The organism is Flavobacterium hiemivividum (genome assembly GCF_004349145.1).
GTDB lineage: Bacteria > Bacteroidota > Bacteroidia > Flavobacteriales > Flavobacteriaceae > Flavobacterium > Flavobacterium hiemivividum.
On sequence record NZ_SMFO01000001.1, the window covers coordinates 144,189 to 164,667 of the forward strand.

19 protein-coding genes and 4 tRNA genes are annotated in these 20,479 nt (G+C 34.6%); all 23 read right to left on the bottom strand.

From position 1 onward, the window contains the following. Positions 1-2: 2 nt before the first annotated feature. The 23 genes from rplA to E0F98_RS00710 all read right to left on the bottom strand — a co-directional run bounded on the left by rplA (position 3) and on the right by E0F98_RS00710 (position 20,227). Positions 3-692, bottom strand: coding sequence for a 50S ribosomal protein L1 (rplA, locus tag E0F98_RS00605; protein WP_132108201.1), 690 nt, complete (start codon positions 690-692; stop codon positions 3-5). A gap of 13 nt (positions 693-705) precedes the next feature. Continuing rightward, positions 706-1,143, bottom strand: coding sequence for a 50S ribosomal protein L11 (rplK, locus tag E0F98_RS00610; protein ID WP_074721359.1), 438 nt, complete (start codon positions 1,141-1,143; stop codon positions 706-708). Positions 1,144-1,210: 67 nt separating this feature from the next. Beyond that, positions 1,211-1,762 carry a transcription termination/antitermination protein NusG gene (gene nusG / locus E0F98_RS00615; protein ID WP_132108203.1) on the bottom strand — a complete coding sequence of 184 codons (552 nt, stop codon included), beginning with the start codon at positions 1,760-1,762 and terminating at the stop codon, positions 1,211-1,213. 8 nt (positions 1,763-1,770) lie between these two features. Beyond that, on the bottom strand, positions 1,771-1,968 hold the full coding sequence (gene secE, locus E0F98_RS00620) for a preprotein translocase subunit SecE (RefSeq protein WP_132108205.1): 198 nt from the start codon (positions 1,966-1,968) through the stop codon (positions 1,771-1,773). 18 nt (positions 1,969-1,986) lie between these two features. Beyond that, positions 1,987-2,057 (bottom strand) — tRNA-Trp (locus E0F98_RS00625). Between the two features lie 61 nt (positions 2,058-2,118). After that, a complete protein-coding gene (gene tuf, locus E0F98_RS00630) occupies positions 2,119-3,306 on the bottom strand; it encodes an elongation factor Tu (protein WP_132108207.1) in 1,188 nt (395 codons plus the stop codon). A gap of 54 nt (positions 3,307-3,360) precedes the next feature. Further along, positions 3,361-3,432: transfer RNA gene (locus E0F98_RS00635), tRNA-Thr, on the bottom strand. 35 nt (positions 3,433-3,467) lie between these two features. Beyond that, positions 3,468-3,548 (bottom strand) — tRNA-Tyr (locus tag E0F98_RS00640). 43 nt (positions 3,549-3,591) lie between these two features. After that, a tRNA-Thr gene (locus E0F98_RS00645) sits at positions 3,592-3,665 on the bottom strand. A gap of 91 nt (positions 3,666-3,756) precedes the next feature. Further along, positions 3,757-4,059: a ribosome hibernation-promoting factor, HPF/YfiA family gene (hpf, locus tag E0F98_RS00650; protein WP_132108209.1), complete on the bottom strand. Its 303-nt coding sequence runs from the start codon at positions 4,057-4,059 to the stop codon at positions 3,757-3,759. A gap of 34 nt (positions 4,060-4,093) precedes the next feature. Continuing rightward, the gene (locus E0F98_RS00655) at positions 4,094-4,990 is read right to left on the bottom strand and encodes a tyrosine-type recombinase/integrase (RefSeq protein WP_132108211.1); all 897 of its coding nucleotides are present in this window, start codon (positions 4,988-4,990) and stop codon (positions 4,094-4,096) included. 77 nt (positions 4,991-5,067) lie between these two features. Further along, entirely contained in the window at positions 5,068-5,262 is a 195-nt protein-coding gene (gene rpsU / locus E0F98_RS00660; RefSeq protein WP_007137807.1) for a 30S ribosomal protein S21, read from the bottom strand. 257 nt (positions 5,263-5,519) lie between these two features. Next, positions 5,520-6,689 (bottom strand): acyl-CoA dehydrogenase family protein, encoded by a 1,170-nt coding sequence (locus E0F98_RS00665; protein WP_132108213.1) that lies wholly within the window; start codon positions 6,687-6,689, stop codon positions 5,520-5,522. Between the two features lie 183 nt (positions 6,690-6,872). After that, on the bottom strand, positions 6,873-7,757 hold the full coding sequence (locus E0F98_RS00670) for a ComEA family DNA-binding protein (protein ID WP_132108215.1): 885 nt from the start codon (positions 7,755-7,757) through the stop codon (positions 6,873-6,875). 12 nt (positions 7,758-7,769) lie between these two features. After that, on the bottom strand, positions 7,770-7,934 hold the full coding sequence (locus tag E0F98_RS15980; protein WP_165929261.1) for a hypothetical protein: 165 nt from the start codon (positions 7,932-7,934) through the stop codon (positions 7,770-7,772). Positions 7,935-7,955: 21 nt separating this feature from the next. Beyond that, positions 7,956-9,626: an SLC5/6 family protein gene (locus tag E0F98_RS00675; protein ID WP_132108217.1), complete on the bottom strand. Its 1,671-nt coding sequence runs from the start codon at positions 9,624-9,626 to the stop codon at positions 7,956-7,958. Positions 9,627-9,707: 81 nt separating this feature from the next. Next, a complete protein-coding gene (locus E0F98_RS00680; RefSeq protein WP_132108219.1) occupies positions 9,708-9,947 on the bottom strand; it encodes a PspC domain-containing protein in 240 nt (79 codons plus the stop codon). 72 nt (positions 9,948-10,019) lie between these two features. Beyond that, positions 10,020-11,291, bottom strand: a complete 1,272-nt coding sequence (locus E0F98_RS00685; protein WP_132108221.1) for a DUF2851 family protein — start codon at positions 11,289-11,291, stop codon at positions 10,020-10,022. 74 nt (positions 11,292-11,365) lie between these two features. Beyond that, a complete protein-coding gene (locus E0F98_RS00690) occupies positions 11,366-11,848 on the bottom strand; it encodes a 3'-5' exonuclease (RefSeq protein WP_132108223.1) in 483 nt (160 codons plus the stop codon). Positions 11,849-11,957: 109 nt separating this feature from the next. Further along, complete coding sequence (locus E0F98_RS00695; RefSeq protein ID WP_132108225.1) at positions 11,958-13,319, bottom strand: pyridoxal-phosphate dependent enzyme; 1,362 nt, start codon at positions 13,317-13,319, stop codon at positions 11,958-11,960. 187 nt (positions 13,320-13,506) lie between these two features. Continuing rightward, the gene (locus tag E0F98_RS00700) at positions 13,507-15,444 is read right to left on the bottom strand and encodes a putative porin (protein ID WP_132108227.1); all 1,938 of its coding nucleotides are present in this window, start codon (positions 15,442-15,444) and stop codon (positions 13,507-13,509) included. Positions 15,445-15,667: 223 nt separating this feature from the next. After that, positions 15,668-17,098, bottom strand: a complete 1,431-nt coding sequence (locus E0F98_RS00705) for a RagB/SusD family nutrient uptake outer membrane protein (protein ID WP_132108229.1) — start codon at positions 17,096-17,098, stop codon at positions 15,668-15,670. A 12-nt stretch (positions 17,099-17,110) separates the two neighbouring features. Then, complete coding sequence (locus tag E0F98_RS00710; RefSeq protein ID WP_132108231.1) at positions 17,111-20,227, bottom strand: SusC/RagA family TonB-linked outer membrane protein; 3,117 nt, start codon at positions 20,225-20,227, stop codon at positions 17,111-17,113. Positions 20,228-20,479: the final 252 nt, after the last annotated feature.

A 20,479-nucleotide genomic window follows, 5' to 3' on the forward strand; every position in this document is an offset into this window, starting at 1 on the left:
AATTATACTGCTTTTGGGTCTAATGCGATAGCAGGACTCATAGTGCTTGTAAGGTAGATACTTTTGATATACACCCCTTTAGCAGCAGTTGGTTTAAGTTTGATTAATGTTTGAATAATTTCGTGTGCATTGTCAACAATTTGCTCAGCTCCAAAAGAAACTTTACCAATTCCTGCATGTACGATACCAGTTTTATCAACTTTAAAATCGATTTTACCAGCTTTAACCTCTTGAACAGCTTTTGCAACATCCATAGTTACAGTACCTGTTTTAGGGTTTGGCATTAAACCTCTAGGTCCTAAAATACGACCTAATGGACCTAATTTACCCATAACGCTTGGCATAGTGATGATCACATCAACATCTGTCCAACCATCTTTAATTTTTTGTAAATAATCGTCAAGACCTACATAGTCTGCTCCAGCTTCTTTAGCTTCCGCTTCTTTATCTGGAGTAACTAATGCTAATACTTTAACATCTTTACCAGTTCCATGAGGTAATGTAACTACACCTCTAACCATTTGATTCGCTTTTCTTGGATCTACACCCAAACGTACCGCGATATCAACAGACTCATCAAATTTTGCAGATGCAACAACTTTTAATAATGCCGCAGCATCTTTCAAAGAATACATTCTGTTTTTATCAATTTTTGAAGCAGCCTCTTTTTGCTTTTTTGTCAATTTTGCCATGTCTTTCTTTTAATTAAAAAGGAGCGTCTCCTGATACAGTTATACCCATAGATCTAGCAGTTCCAGCAACCATACTCATTGCAGACTCCGTAGTGAATGCATTTAAGTCAGGCATCTTGTCTTCTGCAATAGCTCTAATTTGTTCCCAAGTAACACTAGCTACCTTTTTACGATTAGGCTCTCCTGAACCAGATTTTAGCTTCGCAGCTTCCAATAATTGAACAGCTGCTGGCGGAGTTTTAACAACAAATTCAAATGATTTGTCTTTATACACAGTAATTTGTACTGGGCATATTTTGCCGGCTTTATCTTGCGTTCTAGCATTAAATTGCTTGCAGAACTCCATGATGTTTACACCAGCAGCTCCTAAAGCAGGTCCAACCGGTGGCGATGGATTCGCAGCACCTCCCTTAACTTGTAGTTTAACTACTTTACTAATTTCTTTAGCCATTTTTTAAAAAATTTAACACTACAATCATTAGGAAGCGATTGTAATGGATATTATATGTAACAAAATATTATACTTTTTCTACCTGCATAAACCCTAATTCTAACGGCGTCTTTCTTCCGAAAATTTTCACCATTACCTCAAGCTTACGCTTCTCTTCATTAATTTTTTCAACTGTACCGTTGAAACCATTGAAAGGCCCATCTATAACCTTAATAGTTTCCCCTAAGCTGAAAGGTATAGATCGAGTATCCGCATTTACTGCTAACTCATCAACTTTACCTAACATTCTATTAACCTCTGAAAGTCTTAATGGAACAGGCTCCCCACCTTTAGTTTCACCTAAAAATCCTATTACACTTGTAATACCTTTAATAATATGAGGTATTTCACCGATAAGATTCGCCTCAATCATGACATAACCAGGAAAATAAACTTTATCCTTAACTAATTTTTTACCATCTTTTACAGACACTACTTTTTCCGTCGGAACCAAAACTTGAGAAACATAGTCAGTCATCTCTAACCTAGAGATTTCATTTTCTATGTAGGCTTTCACCTTATTCTCTTGCCCGCTTACCGCTCGAACAACATACCACTTTTTTAGATTATTATCTGTCATCACAAAAATTATGCTTTTATCCAGTTAAAAAATCCAGCTAATGCTTTTGCAAAAAATTCATCTACTCCCCAAGTTGCCAAAGCGAATAATACTGAAAAAATAGCAACAACAATCGTTAGACGTTGCACCTCAGCCCACTCTGGCCAAGTCATATTTGACTTTAATTCCTCAAATGATTCCGATATGTAATTAACTATTTTTGCCATTTTGATTTATTTTTTTTGCACGGGCGGAGGGATTCGAACCCCCATCAACGGTTTTGGAGACCGCTATTCTACCCTTGAACTACGCCCGTATTAAAAGCCAGTATTATTTCAGTTAAGAAAATCAACTGGCTTTATATAATTTTTAGGAAATTATCCTACAATCTCAGTTACTTGACCAGCACCTACTGTTCTACCACCTTCACGGATAGCGAAACGTAAACCAACGCTCATTGCGATTGGGCTTAATAAAGCTACATTGATAGTTAAGTTGTCTCCTGGCATCACCATCTCTACACCTTCTGGTAAAGTAATAACTCCTGTTACGTCAGTTGTACGTACGTAGAACTGTGGACGGTAGTTATTATGGAATGGTGTGTGACGACCACCTTCTTCTTTTTTCAAGATATAAACTTCAGCTTTAAAAGTAGCATGTGGTTTTACTGATCCTGGCTTAATGATAACCATTCCTCTTTTAATAGATTCTTTATCAACACCTCTTAACAATAAACCTACGTTATCTCCTGCTTCACCTCTATCAAGGATTTTACGGAACATCTCAACTCCTGTAATAGTAGAAGTTAATTTTTCAGCTCCCATACCAATGATTTCAACAGCATCTCCTGTATTAGCAATACCTGTTTCGATACGACCTGTAGCAACAGTTCCACGACCAGTAATTGTAAACACATCCTCAACTGGCATTAAGAAAGGCTTTTCAGTATCTCTAACTGGCTCTTCGATCCACTCATCAACAGCAGCCATCAATTCAAGAATTTTAGGTACCCAAGCAGCATCATTATTCAATCCACCTAAAGCAGATCCTTGAATAACTGGACAGTTGTCTCCATCATATTCGTAGAAAGATAATAAATCTCTAATTTCCATTTCAACTAGCTCTAAAAGCTCAGCATCATCAACCATATCCACTTTATTCATGAATACAACCATTCTAGGAATTCCTACCTGACGTCCTAAAAGGATATGCTCACGTGTTTGTGGCATAGGTCCATCTGTTGCAGCAACTACAAGGATAGCACCATCCATTTGAGCAGCACCTGTAACCATGTTCTTTACGTAATCCGCGTGACCTGGACAGTCAACGTGAGCGTAATGACGATTAGCAGTTTCATACTCTACGTGTGATGTATTAATTGTAATACCTCTTTCTTTTTCTTCAGGAGCATTATCAATTTGATCAAATGATTTTGCTTGACAGTAACCAGCATCAGATAACACTTTAGTTATTGCAGCAGTTAATGTAGTTTTTCCGTGATCTACGTGTCCGATCGTACCTATATTTAAGTGTGGTTTCGAACGGTTAAAGGTTTCTTTTGCCATTTTACTTCGTTTTTAATCTTTATTAATATATTAGTGTTCAAAATATTCTAATTGAGCCAATGTCGGGAATTGAACCCGAGACCTCTTCCTTACCAAGGAAGCACTCTACCCCTGAGCTACACCGGCAGAGCTTTAATCTTTAGATTTTCAAATCTAAATTGTGGGGAGAGCAGGATTCGAACCTGCGAAGTTTACACAGCAGATTTACAGTCTGCCCTCGTTGGCCGCTTGAGTATCTCCCCTCTTTCTTTATTTACAACATTTCAAAACCTCAGTTTTATTTTGAGCCGGCGGAGGGACTCGAACCCACGACCTGCTGATTACAAATCAGCTGCTCTAGCCAACTGAGCTACGCTGGCAAAATCAATAAAAAAAGTCCGCTATTTCTAACGGACTGCAAATGTATAGATTTTATCTCTCAATCAAAACATTTTTTTAAAAAAATTTAGATTAAATATGCGTTCTTATCTTTTCTTTCCTTTTTAACAACAATCTCTCTAATGAATCGGCCGATAATTCGATCGCTTCTTCAAAAGTCTTGCACTGTTTTTTAACCATAAAATCATCCCCTGGGACATTCATCTTTACCTCTGCGATCTTGTTTTCCTTGTCACTCGTATTTTCAACTTTTAAATAGACATCGGCAGAAACCACTTTATCGTAATACTTCTCTAACTTATCCATTCTCTCTTGAACATAACCTACTAATTTTCCGTCAACAGTAAAGTTAACCGCATGAACATTTACCTTCATAATCAATTTTTTTTATAGTTAAACATTTATCGAATTATTCCTTATTCCTTGGATGTGCTTCGTCATAAATTTTTTTCAACTCTAACAAGCTACTGTGTGTATAAATTTGTGTCGAAGCCAAGCTAGAATGTCCTAATAATTCTTTTACTGAATTTAAATCGGCTCCGTTATTTAATAAATGAGTCGCAAACGTATGACGTAAAATATGCGGACTTTTTTTTACTTTTTCAGAGACAGTACTAAAGTAAGTATTTATTAACCGATACACAAAAGATTCATTTAATTTTAACCCTTTTTTTGATATAAAAAAATATTCTAAATCCGCAACACTATCAATATGAGACCGCTCCTTACTATATAGAGAAAACTGCTTAATCAAAACAGGCAATACAGGAACAATTCTCTCCTTATTTCTTTTCCCAACAACCTTAATTGTACTATTAGAAAGACTAACATCACTAACTTTCAAATGAATCAGCTCCGTTCTCCGAATTCCAGTTGTATAAAATAAATCAATTATTAATTTATTTCTTATCTCTTCAAAACCAACAGGATTTTCTAAATCACGTAATACTTCAGCCACCTCTTTCTCCGAAAACGGAATTTGAAGCACCTTAGCCGTTTTTAACGCCTTATGCTTCAATAGCGGATTGACCTGTATCTGTTTTATTTTCAATAAAAACTTAAAAAGAGCTTTTAAGGAAGCAATCTTTCTATTAACCGAAACATTCGACATTCCACCATCTACAAGCGAGACAATCCAACTTCTAATCTGGCTGTAGTTGACCTCCTCTATATTTTCTTGATCGAAATAAGTTTTAATGAAGGACTGGAAGTTTATTATATCATTCAAATAAGCGTTTACAGTATGTGGAGAATATTTTTTCTCCTTTTGTAAATAATCCCGAAACGCATCTATATTGGTCACCATATAAAATAAAAAAACCGTTAGCATCAAAGTTAAAAAACTTTAATGACTAACGGCATTTATTGTAAAAAAGAAACTACTTAGTTTTCTAAGTTGTCTTTCATGTTTTGAATGTAAGCTGCTTTCTGAACTTTAATTCTATTTTTTACAGAAGGCTTAATAAAAGCAGTACGTGCACGTAACTGACGAACAGTTCCTGTTTTATCAAATTTTCTTTTATAGCGCTTTAGTGCTCTATCGATATTTTCTCCGTCTTTAATTGGTATAATTAACATAATTTTGACACCCCCTTTCGTTAAGTGTGCAAAAGTAGTTATTATTTTGACTTATCGGTCATCAATCACCAATTTATTTTTGGTGTGCTGGCAAAAACACAATTTAACTCCCAAACAACTCCTCATTTGCCGTCAGGCTATCCGCTTCAATCTTTTATTCCGCAAGGCTTTACAAAAGGATTTTCGCTACTATCCTTCACAGGTAAAAAAAAGAGCCAATAACTAAATTGACTCTTTCACTATTCAAAATGCAATATTTAATTCACTGCAGGCTTATAATTTTGTTTGTCAATTATCATTTTTGACAAAATCTCTTTAAGAATTTCTGAAGTTCCTCCACCTATAGGCCCCAAACGACTGTCTCTTAATAAACGAGCTAAAGGATATTCTTCCATATAACCATAACCTCCTAGCATTTGCAAACAACTGTAAATGGTTTCATCAGCAACTTTTGTAGATTTCAATTTAGCCATAGTCGCTTCCTTAACTACATATTCTCCTTTGTCTAATCGTGCTACGGCAGCATAATTAAATATTTTGCAATGCTCCACATCCGTTGCATGCTCTACTATTGTATGTCTTAATGCCTGAAATTTATCTATGGTTTTCCCAAAAGCCTCGCGTTGCGACATGTAATCTATCGTATATTCAAGTGCATACTCTGCTCTTGCATGTCCATTTATAGCCATGATCATACGTTCTAAAGCAAAATGCTGCATGATATAAGGAAAACCTTTCCCTTCTTCTCCCATCAAATTCTCTACAGGAATTTCGACATTATCAAATGCAATTTCCGCCGTATCTGAAGCTCTCCAACCTAGTTTATCTAGTTTCACTGCAGAAACTCCTTTCAAGTTGCTATCCATCAAAAATATGCTTATTCCTTTATTCCCTAGTTCCGGACTAGTTTTGGCAGCGACAATATAATAATCACCGTAAACACCGTTTGTAATGAATGTTTTAGAACCATTGATAATGTATTTATCACCCTGCTTTACTGCAGTAGTGCGCATTCCTGCTACATCACTTCCACCGAAAGGTTCTGTGATGCACAAAGCCCCGATTTTTTCACCGGCGATACTTGGAACTAAATAATCTTGCTTAATTCTTTCGTCACCTTCTGCATTTAAATGTGTCATTGCTAAATAAGAATGTGCCCACATAGCAGCTGCAAATCCAGATGATTTAATTTTTTGAAGTTCTTCTAAAAAGATAACGGTGTAAAATAAATCTAAATTTAGCCCACCATAAGCCTCCGGATAATTGATTCCGAAAAAGCCCATTTCCCCGAACTTTTTCCATATAAAGCGTTCTATTGTGCCGGTTTTCTCCCATTTTTCAATGTGAGGCACTACTTCTTTTTGTAAAAAATCTTTTAAACTTTTTCTAAATAATTGATGTTCTTCTGTGAAATAAATTGATTCCATATAACTAATATTTTTTTAACAAATTGGATTGATTAAAACAGAAAGCATAGCCTTCCTTTCTATTTTACATTAAGATTTCTTTGAGTTACATAATTGAGCGACAGTTAAAAGAAAAAGAAACGGACCGCAAAACGATTATTTTGCAGCAAATTAAAAAATTCGAAACTACTTAATTATAAACTTCTAATTAAAGTCCAAATATAATGCAATTATTCTTGCCTTTTCAACAGGAAAGCCCTTAATATTTGTTAAATCCTCAACATTTTTAATATCACCATTCATGCTTCTATAGATCACAATTTCTTTGGCTAGCGCATATTTAAAATAAGAGAATTGAGAAATCTCCTTTAATGACGCATTATTGATGTCAATTTTTTTAATATTAGGCAAAGTATAAACTTTGAAATGCGAATTAAGACCCGCAATCACCTCTGGAGACAAGCCCCAAACATCATTCATCTGTTCCATAGAAACAAATCCACCAAGGGTTTCTTTTAGTTTCAAAATCCGTAGCGAAATTACATCTCCTATTCCATAAATCTTAATCAGATCTTCTTGGGTCGCAAGATTAATATCCTTTAAAACAATCTTTTCTTTTTTGGCGAAAGCCTTATTTTCATATTTAACATAGCCTTTTTTCTCTGCCTTATTTTTCACCCAATCTGGAAATTTAAAATAAGGTGATATCGCATTTAGCAAAGAATCAGAAATTTGGGTAACAGCTTGAAATTCCTTTGGAGAATTTACATATTTATCTTCTTTTCTATAATCCAGTAGCCGATCAATTTCCTGAACAGACAAACCTAGTTTATACCCTTTGTAATCTGTGATAAAATTAGGATTGAAAGGATATATTTTTGCAATGTATTTTGGATTTGATGCCTTTAGAGAATCAATTTTAGACTGCATCGCTAACCATTCCTTTTTGGCTAACGAATCTTCGTTTGTTGGATTATTAAAGTCAATAAAGTAATATCCTAATTGCAGAATAACTATAACAAATAATAAAGCAAAAATCCCTTTTCGCTGATCACTAGTGAACACAAAAAGGGATTTTAGCTTATTCATATCTAAAGAAATTTATTTAATTTCAGAGTCTTGCCTAACGTTTTCATCATCATTTTCAGTAAATGAATCAGGTTCCTGTTTTGGCGGAATCGTTAACACTTTATAGAAAAAATAAATTGCAAAACCAGTTACAATTCCTTGTGTCAAAACCATTGTTATTATCGCTTCTGTATTCATTTCAATTGTGATTTAAAGTTATTATAATGTAGCTCTACCTTCTCTACGTCTTTTTAGAAAAGCAAAGTAGACTAACGAACTGATAAACATAAACAGAGCCAATAACAATAATCTCGCTAAGTTTAAATATAGGATTTTATCTTGTAATTGTTCAATTACAACCGGATCAGTCGCTAATGCAATTTGATCTCTAATTCCAGCATGCATTACCATTTTAATTATCGAACCATTATCTAATACCCATCCATTTCCAGCGACTAAGCTAGAAATATTTCCAGACCAATCATTCCCTAAAGGTTTAAAAACAGAGCCTAAGAAAATGATAATCAGCAATACCGGAGTTATAAACTTAATAATAAATTTATAAATATTAGGCACTTTTATATCAGAACCGCTTGTAATTTCTCTCCATCCCTTGTCCATTCCAAAAACCCAAGAAAACAATATTGTTTCCAGCATCGCAAAAACAACTAAACTTACCGTTCCGGCCCAATAATCATATTCATCAAATACGCCTTCTTTGAAGAAAATTACCGTTGGTAAACCTAAAATTAAAATCATTGCTCCAAAAGACCAAGCTCCTTTATTTTTAGACCAACCAAACTCATCTCTCATGAATCCCATCCACGGTGTCCCCATAGCTAATGACGAAGTAATACCGGCGAAAAACAATAATCCAAACCAGCAAACACCCGCTACAACAGCTAAAGTAGGTCCCCATTGCTGGAATAAATAAGGCATTGTTTGAAATGCCATACCAAAACCTGCATTTTCAATAACCCAATCCAAACCTAAATATCCTGCAGCAATAGGAATTACAATTAAACTTCCTAAAACTACTTCTACAAATTCATTCATGAATCCGGCCGAAACTGCATTTAATGCGATATCATCTTTAGAATCGATATAAGCGGCATAACAATGAATTGTTCCCATGCCCACAGATAACGTAAAGAAAATTTGACCGGCAGCTGCCATCCAAACCTTTAGATCCAGTATCGAATCGTATTGTGGTGTCCAAAGGAAATTTAAACCATCCCAGGCATTTGCATCAGGGAAAATATCAGAAGCTCCAGAAGTACCAAGAGTTAATCCTCTTACTGCCAATACAACTCCAAAAAGAATTAATAAAGGCATACCCACTTTTGCCACTTTTTCAATTCCTTTAATTCCTTTTGATAAGATGAACGTATTCAACAACAAACAGATAATATAAAAAATAACGGCTTCATAAGGCAAACCTGTAGTAGATTTTGAAATATCAGTATAAGAATCAAAGAATCCCGCGACATTAGCTTGACTCATTCCGTCGAATGTACCCATTAAGGTATGATAAACATAGGACATCGTCCACGATTCAATATAACAATAATATGCAGCTATCGCAATATTGGTAAAAATACCAAATACACCAATGTATTTCAGTAATCGACCTTTTACCATTGAATCTAAAATATATGGAGTACTGTGATTCCCAAATTTACCTCCATATCTTCCTGAAGACCATTCGATAAACAACAACGGAATTCCCATAACGAGGAAACAAACTAAATAAGGGATAATGAAAGCTCCACCACCGTTTTCTACGGCCTGTACTGGGAATCTAAGAAAGTTACCTAAACCAACAGCATTCCCCGCCATGGCTAGTATGAGTCCAACTCGTGAACCCCATGAATCAACTTTTACTGACATATAAATGTATTAATGTGATTCTTCAAAGATAATAAAACAATCTAAAAATCAATAAAATGTAAAAAAAATGTAAAATGAAAGTTAAAGATCAAAAACAGAAGTTCGCTTAGCACGTATCAAATCCTTCAATCTAAGCCAGAAAGCCAATGTTAAATACACACCAAACCACAAGCCCACCGTAACAAAAGAAATATAAATAAAGAACAATCGCACGCTCGTTACTCGCATTCCTAATTTGTCTGCCAGACGCGATGAAACATGAAATCCGTACTTTTCAAAAAAGTATTTAAGCTTTATTACCGCTGGAACACTTTGAGCCATTTTATTATTGTTTACTATTCTATTTTACAAAAATACACTTTTATTATTTCTCGAAAATAAATAAGTAAGGAATCAATGACACTTCATTAATTCCATTCCTATTGCACAATCCAAACATTTACTTTTAGCGCAGTACTCATTCTTAAGTTGGAGCATCGCTTGCGATTCAAAAGCATTTAACGACTTCACACCAAAACTCCCAAATTTATCTATAATCGCATTTTTCTCGGGCGCGACCTCATTTAACAACTGAATAAAATCTTCTGCACGCTCAATTCCCCTACTTTTGGCGTAAGCAAATTGAATTGGAATCAAAGTATTTATTACAATCAAATCTATAAAAGACTTCGACAACATTTTTTTCTTCTTTGGACTTTGCTTATCAAATTGATAATGGTCAAGCCAATAAGTAGAGGCCGAAACCTGAAAAAGAGCATATATCGTCTCAAGTGAAGTTATCTCAGAAATTTGAGAAAATAGGTTTTGGTTGTGATGATACAAATTTGCTAATTGTGACAGACGAATTGTAGGAAAATTATCAGGGCGGTGTTTAAAAAACTGAACTGGATTACAATTACCTTTCTCTATTTGGTATTTATGTAACAAATAGTAATACCTAAATTTTAAATCTTTAAAATAATTATCTTCTTTTTCATCATCTAATAATCCGGCGCCGCCAAGAAGTAAGCTTTCCATATTTTCGACTTCAAAACTTTCTTTTCTAATAATTGAAAACGGAATAGAACTCGCTATTTTTAGAAAAATTTCTCCGTTTGTATTCAATCCGAAGTTTTTTGCAAGCAAGCAAAACAATACCGCCTCCCAATCATTATCGGTCTGTTCTAACAACTCATAAATAGCTGTAGACTTCCTTTCTAATCGCTCAAAAAACAAGCGCTCTTGCCAATTTTTCAAAACAAAAGGAGAGATATAAGCTAACTGCTTTTCACAGAAAATCCAAGCTTTTGGAGACATCAATGACTGATAATTAGCTACTGTATCCTTATCGACATACTTCCTGAGTTCCAAGACAGGAATCTCAGTATTATTTTTTCTGTAAATTTCGGTGTCGTGTTCCCAGACTACATGAAGGATTACATTTTCATAGGCCACATCTCTTTCATGATGATGCACATACCAGTCTGAAGATTTAAGATGAATTTCAACATTTCCAGCCCACATTTGGTCGTCAATCGTGATTTTAGCATTGAAAAAATCAGGCCCAGCCAATTCCAAATATTCTCCAACATTGACGATGATAATTTCTTCCTCATTTGAAGTTTTCAAATTTAAGGTATCGAATTTCTTGAATTTCCAAAGATAATGTAGAAAGTCTTCTTTCATCGTAACGCCTTGTAGTTAAGACACTAATGTAATGAAAAAACAAACAGCTTGTACTTTTAAATAAATATAGAAAGTTATCTCAGCATATATAATTTGGCGCAAGCCCTAGCATCTGATAAAGCTTCATGATGATTCAATTGAATTTTCATTGCGCTACAGCAATCACTAAGCTTTGTTGGTTTTAAGCCTTTGGCTTTGTAGATTTTCACGGTACATTCCCAACGGGGCGATAAATTCAAGTCCTCGTAGTTTAATCCATACAACGCCATTGACTTCGCTAATACATTCCTGTCAAAACTTTCATTGTGCGCGACGACAACTCTATTCTGAAGTCTTCTTTGAATTTCAGGAAATACTTGTACAAATGATTTTGAGTTCATCGTATCCCTTGGATAAATCCCATGTACTTTAATTGTAAAAGGATTATACAGATTATTAGGCGGTTTTATCAAACTGACAAATTCATCTACGATTATCCCATTTTCTACCGTCACAATTCCCACTGAACAAGGGTGAAATGCAGTTGCTGTTTCAAAATCTATTGCTGTAAAAGTCATTATTGAAGTTAGAGGTTAGAGGTTTGAAGTGAGGTAAAAAGCCATAAATCAAAATAGAACCACAATAAAATTTGCGTTTACTAATTTAATTTATGGCAAAAAAAAAATCTTATTTTATCGAACCAATGATATCATATTTTGTAATAATATGGTGTTTTCCATTTCCTAAATCAATTAACACAGCAGCGTTTTCTCTGGTGAATAACTTAGAAACTTCTTCAATTGTTGTTCCCAGTTGTACGATTGGGTAAGCCGCTCCCATGATTTCGCGAATGGGTCTTTCGGCGGAGTTTTTATCTTGCACATAACTTTGAAACAAGTCAGATTCATCCAAAGAACCTACAAAACCTGTAATATCAATTACTGGTATTTGCGAGATTTTATATTTACGCATTCTTTCGATGGCATGCGAAACTAATTCTTCTGTTCGAGCTACAATTAAAGGCTTGTCAATATGATCTTTAATTACATCTTCGGCTTTTTTAATTTCTACTTCTAGAAAACCACGTTCGCGCATCCAGTCATCATTAAACATCTTCCCTACATAACGGCTTCCTGAATCATGAAATAAAACAACAACGACATCTTCTGGTTTGAAATGTTCTTTTAATTGCAACAATCCTTTGATAGCTGCGCCAGCAGAATTCCCAACGAAAATCCCTTCTTCAAGTGCAATTTTTCGAGTATATACTGCAGCGTCTTTATCAGTAACTTTAGTAAAACCATCAATCAAAGAAAAATCTACATTCAATGGCAATATATCTTCTCCAATTCCTTCTGTTATATAGGAATAAATTTCGTTTTCATCGAAAATTCCTGTTTCATGGTATTTTTTAAATACGGAACCATAGGTATCAATTCCCCAGATCTTAATATTAGGATTCTTTTCTTTCAGGTATTTTCCAACACCAGAGATCGTTCCTCCTGTACCAACACCAGATACAAAATGAGTAATTCTACCTTCCGTTTGCTCCCAAATTTCTGGTCCCGTTTGCTCGTAATGTGCCAAAGCATTTGACGGATTATCGTATTGATTTACATACCAAGAATTTGGAGTTTCCTCGGCTAACCTTTTCGATACCGAATAATACGAACGCGGATCAGTAGGTTCCACATCAGTAGGACAAACCACAACTTTTGCACCTACCGCACGAAGGATATCCATCTTTTCTTTGGATTGCTTATCTGAAATTACACAGATTAATTTGTATCCTTTGATAATAGCTACTAAGGCTAATCCCATTCCCGTATTTCCTGAAGTTCCTTCAATAATAGTTCCTCCCGGTTTTAGTCTTCCATCAGCCTCAGCATCTTGAATCATTTTTACAGCCATTCTGTCTTTTACAGAATTACCGGGATTAAAAGTCTCTACTTTGGCAAGTACTAATGCATCAATACCTTCAGTGACCTTATTTAATTTTACTAAAGGCGTATCTCCTATCGTACCTAATATGTTTTCTGCGTATTGCATTGAATTGTATTTTAAAAAATGTGATTTGTTATAAAACTTTTGCAAAGATAGTATTTTGTTAGAAAACATTTCGCTGTTGCAAAATTGCATTCGTGATTACCTCTTTTCTTTGCTTTTTCGAAAAAAAAAATCAGTGACTTCCATTTTGCCCCTTTTATAGCAGCGAAAAAGGTAAAAACGAAAATGCTTAATTAAAGAAGTTCCAGATTAGTCCAAAACGGATCATAAAATCACGGTAAGGATTATTAGGTGCAGCATAAAAATTATTCCCCGTTAAAGACGAATTAAAATGTTCTGCTTTTACATAAATTCGAGTTCTTTGAATACGTGCATTAACAAAAAAATCAAGGTTTGGATAATTTCCAATTTCCTTCTTGTTCTGCACAAAGAACTCCCCGATTACCGGATTGTAATCATTTGCAAAATAGTTTGAAAAATAATTTAATGTAATCCCTGTTTGCAAAAACAAGGCCTTTTTAAACAAATAATTAGTGTAATAAATCGTGTTTCTCGTTACAATTTCAGGTACATTTAGAATGGCATCCTGTTGATCTGTTTTTTGATATAAAAGGGTGTTATCAAGCGCAAATCTTCCAAATTTTATTTCCTTGCTCAATTTAACCGAAACATAATTGATGGTATTCCCATATTGATTTGGACTTACGATTTGTTGACTGTCATCTGTGGCAATATTCTCAAAATACAGATGGTCGTTTAGTGTCGTAAACTGTACAGAAGCTTCTACCCAAGGAGTCATAGCATCTGCTGTAATGGAGTTTATTTTTTCGTTTTTAAAATCATTAGACCAGTTGTAGTTTACATAACTACTTTGATAGAGATTATAATTGTCATTTGGTAATTTATTCAAGTTTTGATATCCAAAAGTGAATTGGTAATCCTCATTCAAATTATAATTTAATTTAGCTTCTAAATTAGATAACGACTGATTTGTAACAGATCTTGAATACAAGAATTTCCCATTCCAATTCTTTTTTTGGTATTCATACTGACCTCCAGCACTGTTGATGTTTCTACTCAATGTGGCTGGAATGGTTTTGTCGTCTCTTATTAATATTTGGTTATAATAATAATTACTTCGGAAATCATCTGCAAAAAACTGGAACTTCCCTAGCGTCGTGTTTTCATAGATCAAACCTGCTTTGTTGTACATCTTATTATAATGCGTTTGATCATTAATCCCACGTGTCACATAGGAATCCCCAAATCTATAGACTAATCGCGATCCTACAGTTGATGGCACCGTTGCCTGATTGTACTCAAAGAATTTGTTCTCATAATTAAACTGATGACTTACGTACAAATTATTATCGCCCTTAGTACTATTTACTCTAAAAAAGTGATCCACGAATATCCTTTTCCCTTTTAGAAAAGATTTCGCATCTGTAAAATAAACTTCGAGCCTTTGCCTGTTATCATACCTTGCATCCTCTTCTTCGAAATCGCTGATTGTTGTAATTCCGCCATTTTCCTCATTTAAAATGTCCTGATAAGTATAATGTGCATTGGCAAAATAACGTTTATTTAAGGTATTATAACTTGTAGTAAATCTAAAATTTCCCGTGCTTGACAACTGGTTTATATACTTCCCCTCAGAGCGCAAGCCTTTATAAGCAATAGAAAAGTTAAGCCTTGGTGAAGTATTCAGTGTAAAAAAAGCATCTAGTGATTGTCCTTTTTGCATCACTGATTTAAAATATAACTCGGTCACCGGAGTCGCCACCGAACTGTATTTTATATCGTTTGCTTCGAGAAAGTTGAAATGCTTGGCTTTAAAACCAAATTCTGGATAGGGAGAAAACTCCGTCAAACTATATTGAAGCGTGTTATATGTTTGCCCCTCATTAGAGAACTGCAAGAGTCCGAAAATATCTATACGTAAATAGTTGTGACTGTATTCTTTTTGAATGGTAAGCGCTGTATCAATGTAGGTGGTATCGCGTTCTAAAGAAATAAACCGATACTGATCTACTGTGGCTACTTTTACAGAATCAGCACTACTAGGTCTATTCGACAACTCTGTTTTTGGAACATCTTCTCTTGAGTTAATTTGAGAAAATAGGATTGTGGGTAATACTATAAAATATAAAGAAAAGAGTATTCTCATTTGAAGGATATATTGTTAGGATATAATTTTTTAACTGCCAATCGAGCAAAGGTAAATTATAATCGTCATATAATAAAAAATTGATTTGTTATTTAAATATACTAACCAACATCGACCATTTTACAAAAACAACGTATGTACCTAAATCCATATTCAAAAAAAAAAAAAAAAAACCGAGTTAGGCAAATGCCTACTCGGTTTTAATAATAATAAAAATAATTAATTATCTATTTGCATTAATTGACTCCTCAATTAAATCATTTGCATCAATTTCAGCTTGAGGGATTTTCAAAAAGAATTTCTTGTCATCTGCAGTTAAATTAGCAGCTGCTTTAATTCTATGATTACCTGTTCTGGTAATTCCTCTTCTCAAACGTTTTGCGTCAAACCACTCTACACCAACTTCAGCATAAAGCTCTTTTCTTCTTTCTACAAGAATTTCTTCCAGCAATGCAGGACCAGTATTTGTTGACCTAATTGCATTAACATCTCTGTTTTTTTGCAATGTATATAGTAAGTCATGAGCTTGTAGATCCTTAGTTTGTCTTTGTAGTGCTTCTGCTTCAATCAGAATCATTTCTGAACTACGAATAATAGGATGATCGGCGTCGAAAGTAAATTTAAATTTACTTGTAATCCAATATCTAAAATCAGTAACAGGTAAAGTAGCACTTCTTAATTGAAATAATCTACGTACATCAGTTGCTGAAAATAAACTTGCAAAATCTACATTGATATGGGTTGAAGTATAAGAAGTTGTTGTAAAATCTGTTCCAACATGTGGAAAACCCCAGTAATAATTAGACTGATCAGATGATTGAGCACTACCCCAAATCCACTCCACATTTGAGTAATCATTGAAACCAGCTCTATATCCAGCTGCATTCAAAACAGCTGCAGTATTCCCTCCATAAGCAGCTTTAGCAGCAGCTTCGGCACCAGGCCAGTTGCCCATTACCTGATACACTTGAGCCAAGATTCCATTTGCTACATTTTTATTAATGTACGATTTTCCTAATCGTGATGAATTTAGTCCATCTACAGCTTTAGTTAAATCATCGACAATTAAGTCATAAACTTCCTTTACTGTTGACATTCCATTCCCAGTTGTTGACAAACTTTTGTAAATAGGCGGTGCTGGAAAGTTTTGATCAAACGAATAAGTAGGAGCAAATTCCATCACTAATTGATGATAGAAAAATCCTCTTAAAGCGTAACCATATGCCATCAATTCTTTTTTATCAGCATCTGCCAATACAGTACTAGCTTCAACACCATTGATCAATGCGTTAGCCTGATTAATCATGTAAAAACAGTAATTCCATGTAAATGAAGTTCTCCTGTATGTAGGTTCACGATTGTCGTTTGCATAATCAAACCCAAACCAATTATTAGCTTGGATGATATCATTCCCTTTTACCGTACGTGCAAAGAAAATTGAATTAAGACCTGCTGAATCTACATTGGTATACTGTCCTCTAAAATTACGCATTATCCCTGAAATAAAAGCTTCAACACCCGCACGAGAAGAAAACACAACTGGTTCAGAAACACCGTCAGTAGGCTTAGGTTCGTTAAGGAAATCCTCACTACAGCTAGCCAGTATAATTACTGCCATAAAGGCAACTAAAATTTTTGAAAAAATTGCTTTCATAAATATTTGTTATTAAAATTCTAAATTAACACCGAAAGAAACAACTCTTTGGTTATACGATCTGCTGTTTGTTGCACCACCAAAGTCTTGCTCAGGGTCAATCCCTTTGTGAGATTGGAATGTCAATAAATTATCAGCTTGTAAAAACAATCTCATTTTTGAAAGCTTTGCTCTCTCGATAAGCGACTGTGGTAAAGAGTACCCTAAATTTAAAGCTTTTAATCTAATATAATCATTTTTAAACAAAAATCTTGTAGACTGTGAGTTAAAATCATTGTTTGAAGCTAAGAATAATGGCACATCTGTAATGTCCCCAGGTTGTTGCCAACGAGTTGCTAGATCTTGATGAGCTGCTCTTCCAGAACTTTCGAAACCTTCCATCAAACTTGCATAAGTACTGTCATAAACATAAGCACCAAAACTAAAATTGAATAAAACATTCAAATCAAGATTCTTATATTTGAAGAAGTTAGTAAAACCACCAACTACATCAGGTAAAGATGATTTGTCAACATAATATCTAGTAGCTTCAGCATACGCTTTTGTAGTAACACGCTCACCTGTAGGTGTACCGTCTGTAGCTAAAACATCCTTGTACCACATTCCATAACCTGTAGCAGGGTCTACTCCAGCCCATTCTTGCATATAGAATTCATATAATGAGCGACCAACTTCCCATCTTTTATTTCCGTTAGTAAACGATTTTTGAGTAAGTTCAGTAATTTCATTATTATCAAAAGAAAAATTCAAGCCAGTAGTCCATAAAAAGTTAGCAGTAGAAACGTTTCTCGTACTCAATGAGAATTCCCAACCATAATTCTTAATAGATCCTACATTCGTTGTAATACCAGTATTACCGGTAGAACCAGGAAGTGGCTTATTGTAAATCAAATCAACTGATTCTTTGCTGTAATAATCTACAGTACCAAAAATTCTATTGTTAAATAATCCGAATTCTAAACCAACATTTGAAGAAGCTGTTTTCTCCCAAGTAATATTTGGGTCAACAGCTGCTCCTAATACAACTCCAGTATTGTCTAACTCATTCCATCCAGTAGAAAACAACTGTAAATAAGGAAAGTAAGATGTCAATCTATTATTTCCTAACTCCCCATAAGATCCTTTTAATTTCAAGAAGTTAATAACATTATTATCTTTTAAGAAATTCTCTTCAGAAAGCAACCATGAACCAGCCACAGCGAAGAAATCTCCCCATCTAACATCACTGTTAAAACGAGACGAACCATCTTTACGATACGAACCTTCAAGGAAATATTTCTCTTTGTAGTTATAACTTAAACGACCTAAATAACTTGAAATTCTTTCCTCAGTAGTCGATCCAGAAACTGAAGACGGAGTTGTACTACCATCTAGAACATATACACCCGGTAAAAAACCTTCCCCTTGTGCACCTAGAGCGTCAATCTCAAATTTATAAGCTTCTTGAATCAAATTAGCACCAAAATTATGATCACCAAATGATTTAGTATAGCTCAAACTGTTAATTAAATTTGTAGAAGTTGTAATATCTCTATTTTGCGTAACTCTACCGTCTACGCTTGATGCATACCCAACTTCGTTACTTGCATAGTTATAAGAATCAAACAAATACTTGTCATACGCTAAGTTAGTTTTGAAAAGTAAATCCTTAGCTAGAGTAACTTGCAAATATGCATTTGCAGTAAAATTATCTCTCTTGTTTTTAATTTTGTAATTGAATAAAGAACCATATGCATTCTCATTATTCAATTGAGGACGATTTCCGTTTATAAGTTGTGCTGAATTTGCACCATAATCAAAAATATTGTTACCGTTACCATCAACAATTAAATCTCCATTTCCATTTCTTTGGTACAAAGGATAGATTGACGGTATAGTATAAATCCATTGAACAGCACTTTGAAAACTGTTCCCACTTTGAGTTGGGAAATTTTGACTAGATGTAGAGTAGAACGAAGTAATTCCGGCAGTCAACCAATCATTAACTTTAGAATCAATACTTAAACGAGTTGTTACACGATCAAAATTCGATGTAACTACATTTCCCTCTTGAGACAAATAGTTTGTTGAAAACGCATAAGAAGTATTATCACTACCACCACTTACAGCAAATGAGTGCTCTGATCTAATAGCCGAATCATTCAACATTAAGTCAGCCCAATTTGTTTCCCATTTTTTTTCTGAAGAAACTAATTTACCGTCAGCATTAACTGGCACAGCTGTCGTGTATGGATTGTAGCCTAGTGAAGATACTAACGAATTTGACGCGTTTAATCCTGCAGTAGCTGCTGGTTGATTAGCCACATACTGATTCGCATTTCTTATTCCTTCCCAAGTGTATTCCATATATTTATCAGAACCAACCAAGTCATGAAGTTTAACAGCATTTCCAGCAAAACCAACTAAAGTTGAAAAAGTCACTTTTGGAGCTGTCCCTAATTTACCTCTTTTTGTTGTGATAACAATAACACCATTTGAACCTCTAGAACCATATAATGCAGTTGAAGACGCATCTTTCAATACACTCATTGACTCAATTTGATCAGAGCTGATTGAATTAAGGTTACCGCTAAAAGGGGCACCATCCAGAATAATTAATGGCTCAGAAGAAGCATTAATAGAACCTGTTCCACGAATACGGATCACTGGGTTCTCCCCTGGTTGTCCACCTGCCGAAATGATATTAACACCAGCAACACTACCTTGTAAGGCAGTTAATACACTCGTTGCTTGTTGCTTTTCTAAAACTTCTTTACCTACAGTAACAACCGACCCCACGATTGATTTAGCTTTTTGCTTACCATAAGCAACAACAACAACTTCTTCTAAAGATTTAGCCGTTGATTGCAACTTTACATTTACAGAACTTGAAGCGCCAACTGTAACTGACACATCATTCATACCAATAAAGGAAAACATTAAAACCTCTCCGGAACTTGCTCTCACCGCATATTTTCCATCAAAATCAGTTTGGGCTGACCTATTTGTCCCCTTCACTACAACGTTCACACCAGGAACTGGTCCTGATTGATCTGAAACAATTCCACTAACGGTTTTCTCTTGAGCAAAAGAAAACTGCATAGATAACGCTATCAATAGCGTAAAAATCCATTTGAATTTTAATCTCATATTAATTAATTTGAATTAGTTATTTTACAAATATGTAGAATAAATCCTTAAAAAGAAAGCAAAGTCATAAAGTTTTGCCAAAAAATTATGGCCAAAACGTATTTATAGTGTTAATAGAGTCCATCAATGTAGCAAATAATAACATATAAAGAAACTGTATAAAACCAATAAAAAATAATCAATAACTTAATTATCAATACTTTAAACACACGAAACATCCGACAAATAGTCCCAAATTCAACGATAATCAAC